An 18604-nucleotide genomic window follows, 5' to 3' on the forward strand; every position below is an offset into this window, starting at 1 on the left:
ATCCATTCCTGCGTCAATGCCGCCACCCTTAAAAAGGGCCTCTCCGGATAATAAAAAACGCCCTTTCACCTCCAATAGACAGCTGCTGCTGCTCTAAAGGGGCGAAAAGACGTCTGCTTTTCACGGTACCACCCTTTTTTACAATAAGCTCGCACTTATTGCCTTAGGAACCGTTTTTCCGGTTCGGTTTGCCATAACGGAGGCCGTTTCGGCATCCGGCCTTCCTTACTCAGGTTCAGGAAAGCTCTCAAGGGGGAGTTCAATACGATTTCCTGCTACCCTTTCAGCCACGGCAGCTCTCTGTGAAGGAAAATCTATTATTTACTGGTCCCTGTCGTCGATTTATCAATACTATTTAATTATATTGTACATCTAATCAGGCAATTAGCCAATCTCTATGCGGGAATTGTCTGAATAAACTTTCACTCCGTCTTCCACTACCTTTTGTCTGAACGCGCGCAAAAGCCGGTTCGTCTCTTCTCCAGGCTGGCCATCGCCGATCACTCTTCCATCCACCTTTACAACGGCAATGACTTCTGCAGCTGTCCCGGTCAGAAAAACTTCTTCTGCAGTGTAGACATCGTGCCTTGTAAACGCTTCTTCGCGCACATCATATCCCATATCCTCGGCCATTTCCAGAATCGCCTGCCGGGTGATGCCCTCTAAAGCCCCGATGTACCCTGGCGGTGTCATCAGCACGCCGTTTCTAATAATAAAGATATTGTCTGCGGAGCCTTCCGCCACATAGCCCTGATCGTTAAGCATTAACGCTTCACTGACCCCCGCAAGACTTGCTTCCATCTTCACCAGTATATTATTTAAATAATTTAATGATTTCACTTTCGGACTCAGCACATCCGGCCGGTTCCGCCGGGTAGCGACTGTCACAATCTCAAGACCGTGATCGTAAAATTCTTTTGGATAGATTGCAAGCTCCTCTGCTATAACTATAATAGAAGGGTTTGCACACGATGCCGGATCCAGGCCAAGATTCCCTACACCTCTTGAAACGACAAGCCGGATATAAGCATCTTCAAGTTTATTTTTCTGCAGCGTCTGCCTGATAATTTCCGTCATATCTTCTTTTGATTGAGGGATATCAAGCATAATCGATTTCGCAGAGTGGTATAAACGCAAGAGGTGTTCATCCAGTTTGTAAATATTTCCGTTATATACGCGAATGCCTTCGAAGACTCCGTCGCCGTATAAAAAACCATGATCATATACGGAGATTTTGGCATCTTCCTTTTTGACGAACTCTCCATCCAAAAATATCCATTGTTCTGCCACTGATATCACCTCTGCGTCCCTTCAATCTATCGTCTGCCTTCTTAATGAACAGGGTAACGTGTACACCCTCAAAAGGCAAATGTTCTTTCTCTGAATACATTTTTAACGTTTGACGTATATATTACGCCGAATACAGTTTATGGTCAACCATTTTGTATAAACTTTTTAGATAATTTGTACTTCTGCATCAGATATAAGCTATATTATCCACGATCGCGAAATATAATCTGACACTTTTTTTTCTGAAGCCCGGGAAAAAGCACCCTGAAGCATCTCTCCAGCTTCTTTTCCCGCTGCCGGAAATAAATAAAAAGAGACAGAAAGGGAGGTCCCTTCTGTCTCTGAACATATCATTAATTAGGAAATGGTGTCCCAGGCAGGACTCGAACCTGCGGCCTACAGCTTAGAAGGCTGTTGCTCTATCCAGCTGAGCTACTGGGACATCTGTTTTTTGCGACATTCATTATGTTAAAATATTTTTCCTTAAAAGTCAATAAAGGTTTCCAGAAGGATTTTATTCTCCCTCTGGAAACGGAAAGCTTTGCGAAAGTTCAAGAAGCTCGCTGCCTGACTCTCTTTCATAGAAATGAACATTGATCGACTGCCCCTGGTTAGAGACATTTACGATAGCATATGTCTGCTCAGGACGCTCCTGCGGGAGAAGGAGGCTGCCTGGATTCACAAAAATCGTTCCATCCTCCTCAAACGCCCCCGCTATATGAGTATGTCCGGAACAAACCAGATCGGCATTGATCTGCTCAGCCTTGGAAAAGAGCGAAGCATAAGACGTTTTCACCTGGTACAAATGACCGTGGGTAAGGTACGTTTTAATATGGCCTACATCTACTGTTAACTCATCAGGAAAGTTCCCCGGAGTGTCCACATTGCCCTGGACGATATGCACATCGCTTAACAGCTTATTGTCAGGCGATGCTTCCGAATCTCCGCAATGCAATACAGCAGTTACCTCACCCCTATGACGGTCAAGTACCTGCTTTAATACTTCTTCACTTCCATGATTGTCGCTTACCACTAAAATGTCCATTCATTCTGCCTCCAGATCTCTATGATTCGTAAAAATTATTTTTAGTCGTCCTGCAGAAGATTTTTTCCCTGGACCCGGAGCTTTTCAAGTGCATTGCCCCGGTGGCTGATACGGTGCTTTTCTTCTGCAGTCAGCTCTGCCATCGTTTTCCCGTAGTCCGGCAGGTAAAACACAGGGTCGTAGCCAAAGCCGTTATCTCCAGCTTTCGCTTCTGCTATCTCCCCTTCACATGTTCCCGTAAATGTATGCACGCTGCCGTCTGGAAATGCCACAGCCAGTACACACACAAAACGGGCACTCCGCTCGCTGCGTGGCACCTGCTTCATTTCATGCAGCACTTTTTCTATATTCGCTTCATCATCTTTTTCTTCTCCCGCATAACGAGCGGAGTAAACACCCGGACGCCCGTCTAAGGCGTCAATCTCCAGCCCGGAATCATCTGCAACTACTGTGCAGTTGAGATGGTCTCTTACAGCCTCGGCCTTAATAATCGCATTTTCTTCAAAGGTGGCTCCGGTTTCTGGAATATCATCAATATTTTTCTCCAGTAACGATTCCACTTTATACCTACTGCCAAACATGTGTTCAAACTCTTTGACTTTTCCCGGATTTTTCGTAGCTATTACTACCGTGTTCATTTATAACTCCCTTCCGCTCTCCTCGTCTGAAAAGCTCTCCTGGATAGAAGCTGCCGCAGGCCCGATAACCTGCTTTTGAAGCTGAATGATTTCATACATTCCCGCTTCTGCAGAGTCGAGCATACTATTAAGCTGTTTTCTTGTGTACGAGGCTTCTTCGCCTGTGCCCTGTACTTCTACGTACTCGCCTTTTCCCGTCATTACTACGTTCATATCTACATCTGCCTGCGAATCTTCTTCATAGGCAAGGTCGAGGATCGTTTCCTGTTCCGCGTTGAGCCCTACAGAAACTGCTGCTAAATAATCTGTAATAGGGAAACCTTTAAATTTACCCTGCTCATGGTAAGATTGCACAGCCATAGCGAGAGCAATAAAAGCTCCTGTCACCGAAGCCGTACGCGTTCCCCCGTCTGCCTGAATCACGTCGCAGTCAATCCAGACGGTGCGTTCCCCGAGAAGCTTCAGGTCAACGACCGCCCGGAGAGCCCGCCCGATTAAGCGCTGGATTTCCATTGTCCTTCCGGTAAGCTTGCCCCGGGCCGCTTCCCGGATATTACGGGTTTCTGTCGCTCTTGGCAGCATCGAATATTCAGCTGCGATCCAACCCCTCTTCTCTCCACGCATAAAAGGTGGAACCCGTTCTTCAATACTCGCTGTACAAATTACCTTTGTCTGTCCAAAGGATATAAGTACTGAACCCTCCGGATGCTTTAAATAATCCGTTTCAATTTGAATAGAACGAAGCTCATTCCATTCCCTTCCGTCCAATCGATTCATACAATCTTCCTTTCTTTTCACTTCCGGCAACCCGGTCGTCATTATCGAGTTGAATAGACACGACCTGCTCTATGTGCTGGTCCATCCATTGGTTTGCTATACTCCGAAATTCTTTTTCGGGTCCGGTTGTGTAAAACCTGTGAAACGGAGGGGTTTCTCCCGTATTTAACGTTTCATGATAATTAAGCAGTGTACTTACTTCCCTGGCTGTTTCATCACCGGAGGAAATTAACTGGATGTCCGGTCCAACTGCTTCCTGAATTACATCTTCGAGCAGCGGATAATGAGTACAGCCTAAAATAAGCGTATCATATGAAGCTTGTTTTAACGGCAGCAGTGTCTGCTTCACAATATCGAGAACGGCTCTGCCTTCGTACTGCCCCTGTTCTACGAGCGGTACGAATGGCACGCAGGCAAGCGAGGTGATTTCCACCTCTTCATTAATAGATTTCAATGCCCGTTCGTAAGCACCGCTGTGAATGGTCCCGCTGGTGCCAATCACGGCTACCTGATCTGTTTTTGTCACCTTCAACGCGGATATGGCCCCAGGTGTTATCACACCTACGACCGGAATATCCAATATTTGTTTTACTTCCTCAAGCACCACGGCCGTGGCCGTGTTGCATGCAATTACAAGCATTTTGATGTTTTCAGACTGCAGCCGTGCAATCATCTGCCAGGTAAACTCCCTTACTTCTTCAATTGAACGAGGTCCGTACGGACACCTGGCAGTGTCCCCTATATATATCATTTCTTCTTTCGGCAGCTGCCTTAAAATTTCGCGGGCAACAGTCAGGCCTCCAAGACCTGAATCAATAACGCCAATAGGTTGTTTCATATTCGCTTCTCTCCATTTTCAGACCTTGTTTATCCGGCTTGGAATCAAACAGGCTTTCTAACCCTTCCTGGGCGGCTCCTATGCTGCTGACAATTTTATAATTTGTGTTCAACAGCTTTTTCAGCTGAAAAACATCAACTTTTTCAGTATACAAGAAAATGCACGTTTCATCACCCACAAAAAAGCCCGGAACCTACAAACGGTTCCAGGCTTTTTATATTTTTCTCATTTCAGCTTATTGAATGACAAATCCTCTGCTCTCAACAAGTTCAGCAATTTCATCTGCTGTGGAACATTTCATTGCTTCCTCTACGAGACCCTCTGCGTCCGATTTTTTCAACGAACGGAGCTGGGTTCTTGCTGGAAGTACTGAGGTCGCACTCATACTGAATTCATCCAATCCGAGTCCTAAAAGAAGAGGAACCGCTACAGGCTCGCCGGCCATTTCGCCGCACATACCTGCCCATTTGCCTTCTTTATGAGCAGCATCGATCACATTTTTAACTAAACGAAGAATAGCCGGGTGATAAGGCTGATACAAATGAGCTACTTTTTCGCTCATCCGGTCTGCAGCAAGTGTGTATTGGATCAAGTCGTTTGTCCCAATACTGAAGAAATCCACTTCCTTGGCAAAAATTTCTGCTGCTGCCGCTGTGGAAGGAATTTCTACCATAATACCTACTTCAATATCCCCGGAGACTTCAATGTTTTCATCCTGCAGCTCTTTTTTGGCTTCTGCAAGCATCGCTTTTGCTTCACGCACTTCTTCTACTGTTGCTACCATTGGGAACATTATTTTTAATTTCCCATAAGAACTGGCCCGCAGCAGAGCACGTAGCTGCGTCCGGAACATATCCTTCTCTTCGAGACAGAGACGGATCGCACGAAATCCAAGAAACGGATTCATTTCTTTTGGCAGGTCCAGATAAGGGAGCTCTTTGTCACCACCGATATCAAGTGTACGTATAACGACTGGCTTCCCTTCCATACGCTCAAGCACTTCTTTGTAAGCTTCAAACTGCTCTTCTTCGGAAGGAAGTTCATTTCTGCCCATATACAAGAACTCTGTCCGGTACAAGCCGATGCCTTCAGCACCGTTAGCCAGGACACCATCGAGATCATTCGGGGTGCCGATATTGGCGGCCAATTCCACCGTATGTCCGTCTTCTGTTTTTGTCGGTTCGTTGACCAGTTTTGCCCACTCTTCTTTCTGGCGGTTAAACTGCTCCAGCTTTTCTTTATACTCCTGCACTTCATCGTCACTCGGATTGATGATTACCCGGCCTTCAAGGCCGTCAACAATCAAAAGATCGCCCTGATTAATCGTGCCCGTTGCTTCTTTCGTTCCAACTACAGCCGGGATTTCCATCGACCTGGCCATAATCGCGGAATGGGAAGTACGCCCGCCGATGTCTGTAGCAAAACCCAGCACATATTCATTCAATTGAGCAGTATCAGACGGGGTCAGATCATCAGCAATAACGACTACTTCCTGATCAATTGTTGCCAGGCTGGTATTTTCGAGACCAAACAAATGCATAAGTACACGCTTTGACACGTCCCGGATATCTGCAGCGCGCTCTTTCATGTATTCATTATCCATGTTCTCAAACATATCTACATACATGTTCGCTACTTCACTGAGAGCGTATTCTGCATTGGCACTTTCCTCCGTAATTTTACTGGAAACACCGTCCATAATCTCAGGGTCTTCCAGTACGAGCAGGTGTGCAGAGAAAATCTCAGCCTGATCTTCTCCCATGTCCTGAAGTGTTTTTTCTTTAATAACCTGAAGTTCCTGCTTGGACTCCTGGACTGCTTCTTTAAATCTTGCAATTTCGTCCTGGGCGTTATCCACCGGTTGTTTACTTACATCCAATTCCGGTTGCTCCAAAAGGAAAGCTTTTGCAATCGCTATTCCTTTTGAGGCAGCAATTCCGGTCAGGCTGGTACTCATTATTCTCCAAGCCCTTCTTTAATCACTTGATCCACTGCTTCCATAGCGTCTTCTTCGTCGTTACCTTCGATTTTAACCGTGACTTCGGAGCCTTTTCCAACGCCAAGAGACATAACACCCATGATAGATTTAAGGTTTACCGATTTGCCGTTATATTCTAAAGAAATATCTGAAGAAAACTGACCGGCTTTGTTTACGAGCTGCGTCGCTGGGCGCGCGTGGATTCCTGTTTCGTTTGTAATAGTAAATGTTTTTTCCTGCATGATTCATACCCCTTTTCAATATAGATCGCTTTCACTAAGAAATGCACACCATGTGCGTTTTTCTCGAAAGCAGGCTTTTTATATTGTACTTCACCCTTAATAAAGTCGCAACTGCGAACTGCTCCATAAATCCAGAGCATACGGTGCACTGCTATTATCAGCGGTTTCAATATGTAAATACTTCTACATTGTATCACTCTGATTTAAGGGAAACAAGAATAGACGCAGTGGCCGCCGCCTTTGAAAAGATGCCAGTTTTTTCCGAATCGCCAGGAACGTTATTTTCATAAACCATAAACAAAAAGACAGCCCGGAGGCTGCCTTTTTATCGATTAGTTCCCGCCGCCAAAAAAGTTTTTAAACGACTGAATATTTGTTTCGCGGTTCATTGCTGCAATGGAAGTCGTTAAAGGGATACCCTTCGGACAAACTTCCACACAGTTCTGGGCGTTACTGCACCCGCTGATACCGCCCTCGCCCATCAAGGCTTCGAGACGCTCGGATTTGTTCATTTCCCCGGTCGGGTGGGAGTTGAACAGGCGAACCTGGGAAATAGCCGCAGGACCGATAAATGAAGAGTCATCGTTTACGTTCGGGCAGGCCTCGAGGCACACTCCGCACGTCATACATTTGGAGAGCTCATACGACCACTGGCGTTTATTCTCGGCCATTCTCGGTCCGGGACCAAGGTCATACGTACCGTCAATTGGAATCCATGCTTTAACCTTTTTCAGGGAATCAAACATCCGGCTTCTGTCCACCTGAAGGTCTCTCATTACCGGGAAGGTCTTCATCGGCTCCAGACGGATCGGCTGTTCAAGCTGATCAATCAGGGCCGTACAGGACTGGCGGGCTGTACCGTTTACAATCATCGAACATGCGCCGCATACTTCCTCGAGACAGTTCATATCCCAGATGACAGGGTTGGCCTGGTTACCCTGGCTGTCGACAGGGTTTCTGCGGATTTCCATTAGAGCAGAAATGACGTTCATGTTTTCTCGGTAAGGAACTTCAAATTCCTGATCATAGGAGGGACTGTCCGGGTCATCCTGCCGGGTAATAATAAACTTCACTTTTTTTGTGTCGGTTTCTTCTGCGTTACGCGTTTCTTGCGCTTGTGCATCACTCATTAGTTACTTGCTCCCTTCTCAGAAGATGCTTTTGCCTGGGAATAATCCCGTTTTCTCGGCTTGATCAGTGAAGTGTCAACATCTTCATACTCAAATTCCGGATGATTGGTCTCCGGATTGTACTGCGCCTTCGTTGTTTTCAGAAAGTCTTCGTCATTACGCTCCGGAAACTCAGGCTTATAATGAGCACCGCGGCTTTCATTACGGTGATAAGCTCCCAGAGTCATCACGCGGGCCAGGTGGATCATTCCTTTAAGCTGACGGGTGAACATTGCTGCATGGTTATTCCATTTGGAGCTGTCATGCATGTTAATGTTCTCCCAGCGTTCAAGAAGCTCCTGGAGTTTGTCGTCCGTTTCAAGCAGTTTGTCGTTGTGACGCACCACGGTCATGTTGTTTGTCATCCATTCACCGAGTTCGTTATGAAGTGCGTAAGCATTCTCGGTGCCATCCATATTCATAATTTTGTCGAACTCCTGCTGTTCTTCCTGTTTCTTTGTTTCGAAAAGTGAAGAAGAAAGATCTTCCGCTGATTTTTCCAGGCCATTGGCATACTCCACCGCGTTCGGACCGGCGACCATGCCGCCGTAAATAGCGGAAAGCAGGGAGTTAGCCCCGAGACGGTTACCGCCATGCTGGGAATAGTCACACTCACCGGCAGCGAAAATACCCGGAATGTTTGTCATTTGGTTATAGTCAACCCACATGCCGCCCATCGAATAGTGTACAGCAGGGAAGATTTTCATTGGCACTTTCCGCGGATCGTCGCCCATGAATTTTTCATAGATCTCCATAATCCCGCCAAGCTTCACGTCGAGTTCATGCGGATCTTTATGGGAAAGATCCAGATAAACCATGTTTTCTCCGTTAATACCAAGTTTTTGGTTAACACAGACATCAAAGATTTCACGTGTTGCAATGTCGCGCGGAACCAGGTTACCGTAGGCCGGATATTTTTCCTCCAGGAAGTACCATGGCTTACCGTCTTTGTATGTCCAGATACGTCCGCCTTCCCCGCGCGCAGATTCACTCATCAGACGGAGTTTGTCATCGCCAGGTATTGCTGTCGGGTGAATCTGGATAAATTCACCGTTGGCATAATTGACGCCCTGCAGATAAAGCGATGAGGCGGCAAAGCCGGTGTTGATCATGGAATTCGTGGATTTACCGAAAATAATGCCGGGGCCGCCAGTAGCCATAATGATCGCGTCAGCCCGGAACGTTTCAATTTCCATCGAACGCAGGTTTTGGGCGGCAATCCCTTTACAGGTCTGCTCCTCATCCAGAATGGCCGAAAGAAATTCCCATCCCTCATATTTGTTTACAAGCCCTTCCACTTCATAGCGGCGAACCTGCTCATCGAGCGCATACAACAGCTGCTGGCCGGTCGTTGCTCCGGCGTAAGCTGTACGGTGGAACTGGGTCCCGCCAAAACGGCGGAAGTCGAGCAGTCCTTCAGGGGTCCGGTTGAACATAACGCCCATACGGTCCATCAGGTGAATGATCCCCGGAGCTGCTTCGGTCATAGCTTTCACCGGAGGCTGGTTTGCAAGAAAGTCGCCCCCGTATACAGTATCGTCAAAGTGCTCCCACGGGGAATCCCCTTCCCCTTTTGTATTGACGGCACCGTTCATGCCGCCCTGAGCACAGACAGAGTGAGAACGTTTTACCGGTACAATTGAAAACAAGTCCACTTGAGAACCTGCTTCAGCGGCCTTGATTGTTGCCATCAGTCCTGCCAGTCCGCCGCCTACGACAATAACTTTTCCATTACTCATGCGGATGTTTCACTCCTTTAGTTTATTTAAACACCGATCTTATACGAATGCGAAAATAGCACGAAGGCCAATCACAGACATCGCTACGAAAACGGCCAAGGTGAAGTATGTTGCAGCCAGCTGGGCTTTCGGTGTAACCGTAATACCCCAAGTAACCAGAAAGGACCATAAACCGTTTGAAAAGTGGAATGTAGCAGCCAGTATACCTACAATGTAAAATGCGAGCATCCACGGGTTCGCTACGATATCAGCCATCATCTGGTAGTTTACATCAGCACCGAAAAACTGTGCCTGCACCCATGTGTCCCAGACGTGCCAGGTAATAAAAACTAACAGGAATACCCCGGTGATACGCTGGAAAATGTACATCCAGTTACGAAAGTAGCCAAAGCGCTTCGCATTCGCCTTGCCCTGAAATACGATAAAAAGTCCATAAATTCCGTGAAACAGTATAGGAATATAAATGAGAAACATCTCTAAAAAGATACGAAACGGTAAATTTTCCATAAAGTGAGCCGCTCCGTTGAATGCTTCAGCACTCCTGGTAGCGAAATGGTTTACTACAAAATGCTGCATCAAAAATAGTCCAATTGGAATAATACCAAGAAGCGAGTGCAGCCTCCGGGCGGCAAATTCCTTATTTAAAGCCATATTCATCCTCCTCCGTTAGCATAAAATTCTCTCCATCCTGTTTTTCTGCCTTGCTCTCTTTTCCTGCTCCATTACCCCCCTGCTGAACTTTCCACCGCCCGCACAATAAACAGAATTAAAGCCTCCTGTTTTATATGTACTTATGTACCAGCCGTGTCTCCTGCCTTTTTTCCTTTTTGCAAAATGCATATGCATGCACGATACAACCAATTAGTCACAAAATGGAAAAGAATTATTCAAGGAATTGTACGAAACGTTACGTTAATTGTACTCCCCCTAAAATTACCCGTCAAGAAAACGTATACAGCATCTTAAATGCATATTATTCATACTTTATACTATTCACTTTCCCGGCAATTAAGAAAGCCGGAGAATTCTCTCTCCGGCTAACCAATAATTATGCGTTCTGTTGGATATCTATAATGTGATTTCGTTTCTTTCTTTTTCACTGAGAATAAAAATACCAGTATTCCCACCCGTCCGATGAACATCAGGCACATGAGCAGGACATGGCTTGGTGTGGAAAAATCATCCGTCAGCCCGGTCGAAAGCCCGCAGGTTCCGAAGGCCGAGCTTGTTTCAAAAATAATATCAATTAATTCCACTTCCGCATTGCCACGTTCAAATGCACTGATTAGAGTAATCGCAGCCAATAAGCCTACAATGAAAAAGGATATAACAATAAATGTCCGCTGTTTATCCTCCGGGTCAATCTGGCGGTTAAACACTTTTACATCCGAGCGTCCAAGCGCAAAGCTCCGAATTGTTAAAAACATTACAGCAAGTGTCGTCGTCCGGATACCTCCTCCGACACTTGAAGGACTCGCCCCAATAACCATCAGGCCGGACATCAGCAAAAGAGTCGGGAGAGAAAACGACGAGACATCCATTACCGATAACCCGGCACTCCTTGTCGTCGCTGAGTTAAACATCGAAAAGAAAAACTGCTGATGCCAGGCCATACCGTCATAATAAAAGCCGAATTCAAGCGCCCATATGCTGACGGCCCCGAGCACAAAGACGAGAAAATACGTCGTAGTCGTCACCTTCGTAAACAAGCTGAAATTAAAACGTTCCCTGTTTGTCAAATATTCCCTTACCTCCATCAGAACCGGAAAACCAATTGCTCCGGCAAAAATCAGAGTCATGACAACAAACAGGACATAGTAGTCCTCAGCAAATGGGATCAGCGACTGTCCCGTTACATCAAAGCCGGCATTGGTAAAAGCACTCAGTGCGGCAAAGCCGCCCTGGTAATAAGCTTCCCATGTCGAATCAAAATAACGAAGAAAGTATGTACCGAGTATCAGCATACCCATTGCTTCAATTCCTAAAGCAAGAAGCAATATGTTTCTCATCAGTTTGACCATTCCCGAAAACTTATACTGATTTTGGTCCACCATAATCAGCAGCCGCTGGGATAAATTAATTTTTCTTCCAAAAACCATCCACACAAATGTGCCCAGAGACATAATTCCAATGCCGCCTACCTGCATCGCCAGTGCTAAAAACGTAATCCCGACAGCGCTCAGGGTGTCAGATACCTGGATGACTGTCAGACCTGTTACGCTCACGGCGGATACTGAGGTAAACAAAGCTTCTATATATGTTAATTCATGCCCCGGCTGATGCGAAATCGGGAGCCAGAGCAGCAAGCTGAACAATAGCATTGAAAAAACGTAGGCACCGATGATCATGCGAAATGGTGTCATTTTTTCTGCAAAAATATTTTTCATATCGGTCCCTCCGTCATAATCGTGCATTAGTATATCATGTATGATTTTGGGAATCTATAGAGATTTCCAACTCCAGCATGTATAATATTAGAGGAAGAAAGTGGTGATGGAAATGGAAGAAGAAACAAACAAACCGGCTGCCTTCGGATACGAATTACTTCGGAAAAATGTTCTTCCTGATATTTTAGGCTCTGACGAGCATGCGATACTATACTGGGCCGGCAAACAGCTCGCCCGCCGCTATCCATGCAGCACCCCTGGAGAGGTCGCTGATTTTTTCCGTGATGCCGGCTGGGGAGAGATTGTATGGAAAAAAGAAAGAAAAAAAGACGTCATTGCTGAACTGTCTGTTTACGAAAAAGAAGATTCGTTCACGAAAGCTTTAGAAGGCGGATTTTTGGCAGAACAGTGGTCAAAAATGAAGGATACATACGCAGAAACTTACATAGAAGAGAAGAAAAAATCCACGACTATGCATATAAAATGGGAGTAATCTAAATCAGACCGCATAGCAAAACGTTCGCTGAGGTGCCCCAGCGAACGTTTTTTACTTCGAAAGTGTTGACTCCTCCTCCAGCTTTTTCATCAGCTCCTTAATAACATCATCCGGGAGTGAAAGCTGTTTAAAGTCCTCAAAGGATGCCTCCTTCATTTTTTTCACGGAACCAAAATGCTTTAGAAGCATCTGCTTGCGCTTTTGTCCGATCCCGTTGATATCGTCCAGAAGAGAAGAAAACATCGTTTTTCCGCGCGTCTGGCGGTGAAAGGTAATTGCAAAACGGTGCACTTCATCCTGTACACGCTGCAGCAGATAAAAGGCGGAGCTGTGCCGCTCAAGGGGCACTCTGACAGCCTCTTCTCCCATTATAAGCTCCGAGGTGCGGTGCTTATCGTCTTTGGCAAGTCCCGCTACCGGAATATTTAAACCAAGCTCATCCTCGATAACGCTGACGGCTGCACTCAACTGGCCTTTCCCGCCATCAATAAGAATCAGATCCGGCAGCGCTGCTTCGTCTTTTAAGAGGCGGATGTATCTTCTGCGCACAACCTCACGCATGGACGCATAGTCATCCGGTCCCTTTACATCCCGCACCTTATACTTTCTGTATCCTTTTTTCCAGGGCTTGCCGTCCACAAAAGTAACCATTGCCGCTACAGGATCTGTGCCCTGGATGTTCGAGTTATCAAAAGCCTCCATGCGGTAAGGAGTATCAATGCCCATCGCTTCACCAAGCTGCTCCACCGCTTTTATCGTCCGTTCTTCGTCCCGTTCAATCAATGCAAAGCGATCGCTGAGCGCCTGCCGGGCATTTTTTTCTGCCAGATCAAGCAGCTCCCTTTTCTGACCGCGCTTTGGCTGCTGGACCCGAACGTTTACGAACTGTTCAGCCATAGAGGCATCCACCGAGCCCGGAATGAATATTTCCGACGGCTTTATATGCTGCTCCTGCATGTAGAACTGGCCTAAGAAGGTAAGAAAATCCTCCTCCGGCTCCTGATACATTGGAAAAAGAGAAACGTCCCTTTCAATCAACTTTCCCTGTCTTACAAAAAATACCTGCACGCACATCCAGCCTTTGTCATAGCTGTAGGCAAACACATCGCGGTTCACCTGATCCTTTACAGACATTTTCTGCTTTTCCATCACGGAATCAATATGCTGTATTTGATCCCTCAGCTCTTTGGCTCGTTCAAATTCCAACTGTTCAGAAGCGGTTTCCATTTTCGTTTGAAGCTCCGCCCGGATTTCATGGTGGCCGTTGTTTAAAAACCGAGCAATCTGCTGAATCATATCGTCGTACTGCTCCCTCGTCACCGTAAATTCACACGGGGCCAGACATTGGCCGATGTGATAATACAAACAGACCCGGTCGGGCATCGTCCGGCATTTACGCAGTGGATATAATTGATCAAGCAGCTTTTTCGTTTCATTTGCCGCCCCGGCGTTTGGGTACGGACCAAAGTATTTTCCGCCATCCTTTTTAATTTTTCTCGTAATGATCAGCCGGGGATGCTCTTCGTTGGTGATTTTAATATATGGGTAGGATTTATCGTCTTTAAGAAGCACGTTGTATTTTGGTTCGTACTTTTTAATCAAATTCATTTCAAGGATTAATGCTTCCAGGTTGGAAGAGGTCATAATATATTCAAAATCGGTAATTTCCATTACGAGCCGCTGGGTCTTCCCGTCGTGCGAACCTGTAAAATAGGATCTCACCCGATTTTTCAACACCTTTGCCTTACCTACATATATAACGGTACCGTGTTTATTTTTCATTAAATAGCAGCCGGGCTGATCCGGCAGAATCGCCAGCTTTTCTTTTAATTGAGTCATGTGTCCAACTCCTCTTGGCGTGTAATATCTATGGTGTTCCTTTCCTTTTTTAAAGAAGGAGAAACAAAAAACTGCCGGCCCAGAGACCAGCAGTTTCGTGTTTTACAAATGTTTGTTCAAAAGCTCCACCAGTTGTTCCTTAGGCTGGAAGCCGACAACCTGCTCGACGACTTCGCCGTCTTTAAAAATCATTAGTGTTGGAATACTCATTACGCCGTATTTTCCGGCTGTTTCCTGGTTTTCATCAACATCTAATTTAGCAATTTTAATCTGCTCGCCCATTTCGGTGTCGATTTCTTCGAGCACCGGAGCGATCATTTTACAAGGTCCGCACCACGGTGCCCAAAAGTCCGCAAGTACTACACCATCAGACGTTTCACCTGCAAAGTTTTGGTCCGATACATTGACAATAGCCATGAATGGTTCCTCCTTTATATCTCTATCCTTGCAATTATTCTTCGTTATTATAGCATTCCCGTGCTTTACTGGCTAACGTTTAGCTTAAAATTTTCAAAGGCTCTATTTGATTATATTTCCGTCTGCAGTGCCTGATAAACTATTTCCGCAAGAGCCGGCCCCTGGGCTGCCAGTGAATAGCTTCCTTTTTCCATTACCCATGTCGTAATCGCTTCATTGAGTATACCGACAAAACAGATTCTTCCGATTTCAATGGAAAGAGAGGGAGAAAAAATCTGTTCCTCTTTTCCTCTCTTTATAATATCGATAACCGCCTGAAAAAATGGGGACAGTATGCGCTGCATGTTGTCATGAATCTCACCCTTTGTCTGCAAAAGTTCAAAATGGGCAAGCGTAGCGAGCTCCGGACGGCCTTCCATGAATTCAAGCTGCAGCTGGGCCATTTCAAACAACTGCTCTTTAACAGAAATATCTTTTTTCATGATTATTTCAAGCTTCTGCATGAACTCCTGCATTTTTTCCTCGAAAATGGAAATTAGTATGTGCTCTTTATTGTTAAAATACAAATAAATCGTGCCGTCTGCCACCTTTGCCTCTTTAGCAATATCCGACACCTTCGCCTGATGATAACCATGTTCAGCGATTACTTTGATTCCCGCCTCGATAATCTGTGCATGTTTCCTGTTTGGATTTTTCTCCATACATATCCGCCACCCTTTCAAACAAAACCATTCATCATGCCGGTTTCTGCTTCACCCAACCGATATAATGCCTTTAAAAACGCCTCACTCCCGTAACAGAGTAAGGCGCTTCATTGCGTTTGGGTAATACTAGCACAGTATTTTAGTTAGTTATAAATGTACATAATCCGTAAAGGGATGTCAACCATAATGCACATACATAGTCCTAATTAATTAACTATTTGTGGCTTTTAAGTTACATTTTTTTCTATTTAAATGATAATTCCGGCACCTATTACAAAAGAAACCCCCACCGAAATAATAAAGGAAATGATTCCCACTGCACGGTTATCTTTGCTGATTTCCTCATCCACTTTAAACATAGGAGTAAGAAACTCAAATATTAAATAGCTTAAAATTAATAATACAAAACCATAAAAACCCCATAGAAGCATAAACAGGATACCGTCGTTATGCATGATGGAATAATGAAGGATGTTAGAAACCCCAAACAGTTTCCCGCCCGTCGCCAGAGCGACAGCGATATTTCCTTTCTTGATTTCTTCCCAGTTACGGTAAGGAGTGATAATTTCAAATATCCACAGAAAAATCACCAGGGAGAGCACAGCAACGCTGAAGTTCCCAGCTGTATTTATAAAAGCATTATCCATCCACGCATCCACGTGCACCCCTCCGCTTACTTAAGTTCTGCCACCGTGTTACCGATGCCGCCTTCATTCATCCCGCCATCCCTGGTTGATTTGACGCTAGGATGGTTTTTCAAATATTCTTTCACGCCCTTGCGAAGAGCACCGGTGCCTTTTCCGTGAATAATATGGACCTCCCGGTAGCCGGCGAGCACTACTTCATCGAGGTATTTTTCGAGGCGCTGGACGGCGTCTTCGTATCTTTCACCGCGTAAATCCAACTCGGGCTTCGCCGGGGCGGCTGTCGAAGTCGTAGCGACCTGCCGTTTAGGCTCTTTTGCGGGCTCTGATTTAAGCTTTTCCATTTCTTCGGGCTTTGCTGTCATTTTCATAATGCCAAGCTGTACCTGAAATTCCTTATCATTTACCTTTTCCACAATGTGTCCGCGCTGCCCGAAGCGAAGCACCTTTACTTCATCTCCTACTTCAAAGGTACGTTCTTGCTGGGCTTTTTGTTTCACCTGCTTCTGCTTTTTAGTCATCGCAGGAGCTGCCTGTTCCATCTGTCTGCGGGCTTCGATTAGGCGGTGTTCTTTAATTTCCGCGCCTTCCTTCTGCATTTCCTTCAGTTCGGCAATAATTTCCTCCGCCTGGGCTTTCGCCTTATCAACTTCGCTTTTTGCTTTACCTTCCGCATTTGCAATAATTTGATCCCGTTTTTGCAGCACTTCATTCCAGGCAGCGTTCAATTCCTGCCAGAGTCTGGACGCTTCCTGCCGGAGGTCATCTGCCTCCTGCCATGCCGACTCTGTTTCTTTTCTTTGTTCATCCAAAGAAGCAATCATCGTTTCGACCTGCTTTGTGTCTGTGCTCATTTCTTTTTCCGCATTGGAAATAATAGAATCCGGCAGGCCGATCTGCCTTGAAATAGCAAACGCGTTGCTTCGACCCGGTACACCTACGAGCAGCCGATAGGTTGGCCTCAATGTTTCCACGTCAAATTCGACGCTTGCATTCATTACCCCGTCACGGTTGTACGCATACCCTTTCAGCTCACTGTAGTGCGTTGTAGCAATCAATCTGCCCCCGGCTTCCTGAACATAGTCCAGAATGCTGACGGCAAGAGCCGATCCTTCCTCCGGATCGGTGCCGGCGCCTATCTCATCAAAAAGCACAAACGATTCATTGTCCACCTGCTTGACAATATCTACAATATTTGTCATGTGGGAAGAAAACGTACTTAAGCTCTGTTCAATCGACTGTTCATCTCCAATATCGGCAAATACTTTCGAAAATACAGCGGCTTCAGCTTCTTCTTCTGCGAGGACAAACAGCCCTGACTGGGCCATGAGCGTCAGCAGACCGGCTGTTTTAAGGGTTACGGTTTTACCTCCCGTGTTGGGCCCGGTAATGACGAGGGTTCCAAACTCTTCCCCAAGCTCCAGGTCAAGCGGCACCATTTCTTCCGGGTCAATGAGCGGATGCCGTGCCTCCATGAACCGGAATCTTCCTTCGTTGTTCAACTCCGGCTGCACTGCTTTCTGGTCTCTTGCATAGTAGGCTTTGGCAAATGTGAAATCGAGCTCGGTCAGCGTATTCATATTCACCAGAATCTCTTCCCCGTCTTCAGCAATATATGAAGACAGCTCCTGAAGAATACGCTCAATTTCCCGTTGTTCTTTCAGTCTTGCCTCTCTTAGTTCATTATTCATCGAAACGACCGCCTGCGGCTCAATGAAAAGAGTAGCCCCTGTTGAAGACTGGTCGTGGACAATACCGCCAAAAGATGAACGGTATTCCTGTTTTACCGGGAGTACGTACCGGTCATTACGTATCGTGACGATGGAATCGGACAGGCGTTTTTGCTGGTCCGGCGATCTGGTGTACTGTTCAAGCTTTGAACGCACCGATGACTCGAGGCTTCTCATCTGCTGCCGTAGTCCGCGCAGGGCGGAGCTTGCACTGTCGAGCACCGCCCCGTTTTCATCTATACAATCCCGGATCTGCTTTTCAATCTCCGGAAGCGCCACTATCTGCCGCACCAGCCCCTCAAGCAGCGGGAGATCAACCGTCTCTTCTGTCATATCCAGAATAAACGACCGTATCCGGCGGCTGGCATACAGCGTGTCCGAAACCTCTGTGAGTTCGCCGGCGTTCAGCATACCGCCGATTTGGGCCCTGCGCACGTGGGCATGAATCTGACGTATGCCGCCGAGAGGTGCCTGCCCCCGAAGCCGTATTACTTTGGCCGCTTCCGCAGTAAAGTTCTGTGCTTCCTTCGCTTCCCCGAGATCCCGGTAGGGCTGCAGCCGTTCAATCCGTTCTTTGGCAAGTGTAGAGCCGGCATGAGCCTGCAGCTGCTCTTTCATTTTTTCGTATTCCAGCACGCGGAGTGTTCTATCATTCAACAATGCTCACCTCT

18 protein-coding genes, 1 tRNA gene and 1 other annotated feature are annotated in these 18604 nt (G+C 46.3%); of the genes, 1 reads left to right on the top strand and 18 read right to left on the bottom strand.

The features are described 5' to 3' along the window. Positions 1-94 precede the first annotated feature (94 nt). Positions 95-347 (bottom strand) — a binding site (T-box leader). 37 nt (positions 348-384) lie between these two features. The 13 genes from ilvE to Q9M42_RS10975 form a co-directional block, all read right to left on the bottom strand. Continuing rightward, complete coding sequence (gene ilvE, locus Q9M42_RS10915) at positions 385-1290, bottom strand: branched-chain-amino-acid transaminase (protein WP_322526573.1); 906 nt, start codon at positions 1288-1290, stop codon at positions 385-387. A gap of 365 nt (positions 1291-1655) precedes the next feature. Next, positions 1656-1732, bottom strand: a tRNA-Arg gene (locus Q9M42_RS10920). Between the two features lie 72 nt (positions 1733-1804). After that, entirely contained in the window at positions 1805-2335 is a 531-nt protein-coding gene (locus tag Q9M42_RS10925) for a metallophosphoesterase family protein (protein WP_322526509.1), read from the bottom strand. A 41-nt stretch (positions 2336-2376) separates the two neighbouring features. Next, a complete protein-coding gene (locus Q9M42_RS10930; protein ID WP_322526510.1) occupies positions 2377-2973 on the bottom strand; it encodes an XTP/dITP diphosphatase in 597 nt (198 codons plus the stop codon). After that, positions 2974-3750 (bottom strand): ribonuclease PH, encoded by a 777-nt coding sequence (gene rph / locus Q9M42_RS10935; protein WP_322526511.1) that lies wholly within the window; start codon positions 3748-3750, stop codon positions 2974-2976. Next, the gene (gene racE, locus Q9M42_RS10940; RefSeq protein WP_322526512.1) at positions 3719-4588 is read right to left on the bottom strand and encodes a glutamate racemase; all 870 of its coding nucleotides are present in this window, start codon (positions 4586-4588) and stop codon (positions 3719-3721) included. Before racE ends, rph begins: the two co-directional genes overlap by 32 nt. Further along, positions 4563-4766, bottom strand: coding sequence for a hypothetical protein (locus Q9M42_RS10945; protein WP_322526513.1), 204 nt, complete (start codon positions 4764-4766; stop codon positions 4563-4565). Before Q9M42_RS10945 ends, racE begins: the two co-directional genes overlap by 26 nt. A gap of 57 nt (positions 4767-4823) precedes the next feature. Further along, positions 4824-6545, bottom strand: a complete 1722-nt coding sequence (gene ptsP, locus Q9M42_RS10950; RefSeq protein ID WP_322526514.1) for a phosphoenolpyruvate--protein phosphotransferase — start codon at positions 6543-6545, stop codon at positions 4824-4826. Then, positions 6545-6808, bottom strand: coding sequence for a phosphocarrier protein HPr (locus Q9M42_RS10955; RefSeq protein ID WP_298783538.1), 264 nt, complete (start codon positions 6806-6808; stop codon positions 6545-6547). Before Q9M42_RS10955 ends, ptsP begins: the two co-directional genes overlap by 1 nt. A gap of 332 nt (positions 6809-7140) precedes the next feature. Then, positions 7141-7938: a succinate dehydrogenase iron-sulfur subunit gene (sdhB, locus tag Q9M42_RS10960; protein ID WP_322526515.1), complete on the bottom strand. Its 798-nt coding sequence runs from the start codon at positions 7936-7938 to the stop codon at positions 7141-7143. Next, positions 7938-9716: a succinate dehydrogenase flavoprotein subunit gene (gene sdhA / locus Q9M42_RS10965; protein WP_322526516.1), complete on the bottom strand. Its 1779-nt coding sequence runs from the start codon at positions 9714-9716 to the stop codon at positions 7938-7940. Before sdhA ends, sdhB begins: the two co-directional genes overlap by 1 nt. Positions 9717-9755: 39 nt before the next feature. Continuing rightward, entirely contained in the window at positions 9756-10367 is a 612-nt protein-coding gene (locus Q9M42_RS10970) for a succinate dehydrogenase cytochrome b558 subunit (RefSeq protein WP_322526517.1), read from the bottom strand. Between the two features lie 386 nt (positions 10368-10753). After that, entirely contained in the window at positions 10754-12103 is a 1350-nt protein-coding gene (locus Q9M42_RS10975) for a TrkH family potassium uptake protein (RefSeq protein ID WP_322526518.1), read from the bottom strand. A gap of 106 nt (positions 12104-12209) precedes the next feature. On the opposite strand from Q9M42_RS10975, the gene Q9M42_RS10980 reads away from it, so the two are divergent. Beyond that, positions 12210-12596, top strand: a complete 387-nt coding sequence (locus tag Q9M42_RS10980) for a DUF2507 domain-containing protein (RefSeq protein ID WP_322526519.1) — start codon at positions 12210-12212, stop codon at positions 12594-12596. A gap of 54 nt (positions 12597-12650) precedes the next feature. Here Q9M42_RS10980 and uvrC read toward each other — a convergent pair whose 3' ends face one another. The 5 genes from uvrC to Q9M42_RS11005 all read right to left on the bottom strand — a co-directional run bounded on the left by uvrC (position 12651) and on the right by Q9M42_RS11005 (position 18590). Continuing rightward, the gene (gene uvrC / locus Q9M42_RS10985; protein WP_322526520.1) at positions 12651-14438 is read right to left on the bottom strand and encodes an excinuclease ABC subunit UvrC; all 1788 of its coding nucleotides are present in this window, start codon (positions 14436-14438) and stop codon (positions 12651-12653) included. 102 nt (positions 14439-14540) lie between these two features. Continuing rightward, complete coding sequence (gene trxA / locus Q9M42_RS10990; RefSeq protein ID WP_022793132.1) at positions 14541-14855, bottom strand: thioredoxin; 315 nt, start codon at positions 14853-14855, stop codon at positions 14541-14543. A 110-nt stretch (positions 14856-14965) separates the two neighbouring features. Continuing rightward, the gene (locus Q9M42_RS10995; protein ID WP_322526521.1) at positions 14966-15556 is read right to left on the bottom strand and encodes a TetR/AcrR family transcriptional regulator; all 591 of its coding nucleotides are present in this window, start codon (positions 15554-15556) and stop codon (positions 14966-14968) included. A gap of 251 nt (positions 15557-15807) precedes the next feature. Continuing rightward, on the bottom strand, positions 15808-16206 hold the full coding sequence (locus tag Q9M42_RS11000; RefSeq protein WP_322526574.1) for a DUF350 domain-containing protein: 399 nt from the start codon (positions 16204-16206) through the stop codon (positions 15808-15810). Positions 16207-16232: 26 nt separating this feature from the next. Continuing rightward, on the bottom strand, positions 16233-18590 hold the full coding sequence (locus Q9M42_RS11005) for an endonuclease MutS2 (RefSeq protein ID WP_322526522.1): 2358 nt from the start codon (positions 18588-18590) through the stop codon (positions 16233-16235). Between the last annotated feature and the right edge of the window lie 14 nt (positions 18591-18604).

The sequence above is a fragment of the Marinococcus luteus genome, assembly GCF_034497705.1.
Classification (GTDB): Bacteria; Bacillota; Bacilli; order Bacillales; family Marinococcaceae; genus Marinococcus; species Marinococcus luteus_A.

Excerpts from the sequence above, each read along its gene's own strand:
- Q9M42_RS10925 (WP_322526509.1), bottom strand. The coding sequence starts at position 2,335 with ATGGACATTTTAGTGGTAAGCGACAATCATGGAAGTGAAGAAGTATTA.
- Q9M42_RS10930 (WP_322526510.1), bottom strand. The coding sequence starts at position 2,973 with ATGAACACGGTAGTAATAGCTACGAAAAATCCGGGAAAAGTCAAAGAG.
- rph (WP_322526511.1), bottom strand. The coding sequence starts at position 3,750 with ATGAATCGATTGGACGGAAGGGAATGGAATGAGCTTCGTTCTATTCAA.
- racE (WP_322526512.1), bottom strand. The coding sequence starts at position 4,588 with ATGAAACAACCTATTGGCGTTATTGATTCAGGTCTTGGAGGCCTGACT.
- ptsP (WP_322526514.1), bottom strand. The coding sequence starts at position 6,545 with ATGAGTACCAGCCTGACCGGAATTGCTGCCTCAAAAGGAATAGCGATT.
- Q9M42_RS10955 (WP_298783538.1), bottom strand. The coding sequence starts at position 6,808 with ATGCAGGAAAAAACATTTACTATTACAAACGAAACAGGAATCCACGCG.
- sdhB (WP_322526515.1), bottom strand. The coding sequence starts at position 7,938 with ATGAGTGATGCACAAGCGCAAGAAACGCGTAACGCAGAAGAAACCGAC.
- sdhA (WP_322526516.1), bottom strand. The coding sequence starts at position 9,716 with ATGAGTAATGGAAAAGTTATTGTCGTAGGCGGCGGACTGGCAGGACTG.
- Q9M42_RS10970 (WP_322526517.1), bottom strand. The coding sequence starts at position 10,367 with ATGGCTTTAAATAAGGAATTTGCCGCCCGGAGGCTGCACTCGCTTCTT.
- Q9M42_RS10975 (WP_322526518.1), bottom strand. The coding sequence starts at position 12,103 with ATGAAAAATATTTTTGCAGAAAAAATGACACCATTTCGCATGATCATC.
- Q9M42_RS10980 (WP_322526519.1), top strand. The coding sequence starts at position 12,210 with ATGGAAATGGAAGAAGAAACAAACAAACCGGCTGCCTTCGGATACGAA.
- uvrC (WP_322526520.1), bottom strand. The coding sequence starts at position 14,438 with ATGACTCAATTAAAAGAAAAGCTGGCGATTCTGCCGGATCAGCCCGGC.
- trxA (WP_022793132.1), bottom strand. The coding sequence starts at position 14,855 with ATGGCTATTGTCAATGTATCGGACCAAAACTTTGCAGGTGAAACGTCT.
- Q9M42_RS10995 (WP_322526521.1), bottom strand. The coding sequence starts at position 15,556 with ATGGAGAAAAATCCAAACAGGAAACATGCACAGATTATCGAGGCGGGA.
- Q9M42_RS11000 (WP_322526574.1), bottom strand. The coding sequence starts at position 16,206 with ATGGATAATGCTTTTATAAATACAGCTGGGAACTTCAGCGTTGCTGTG.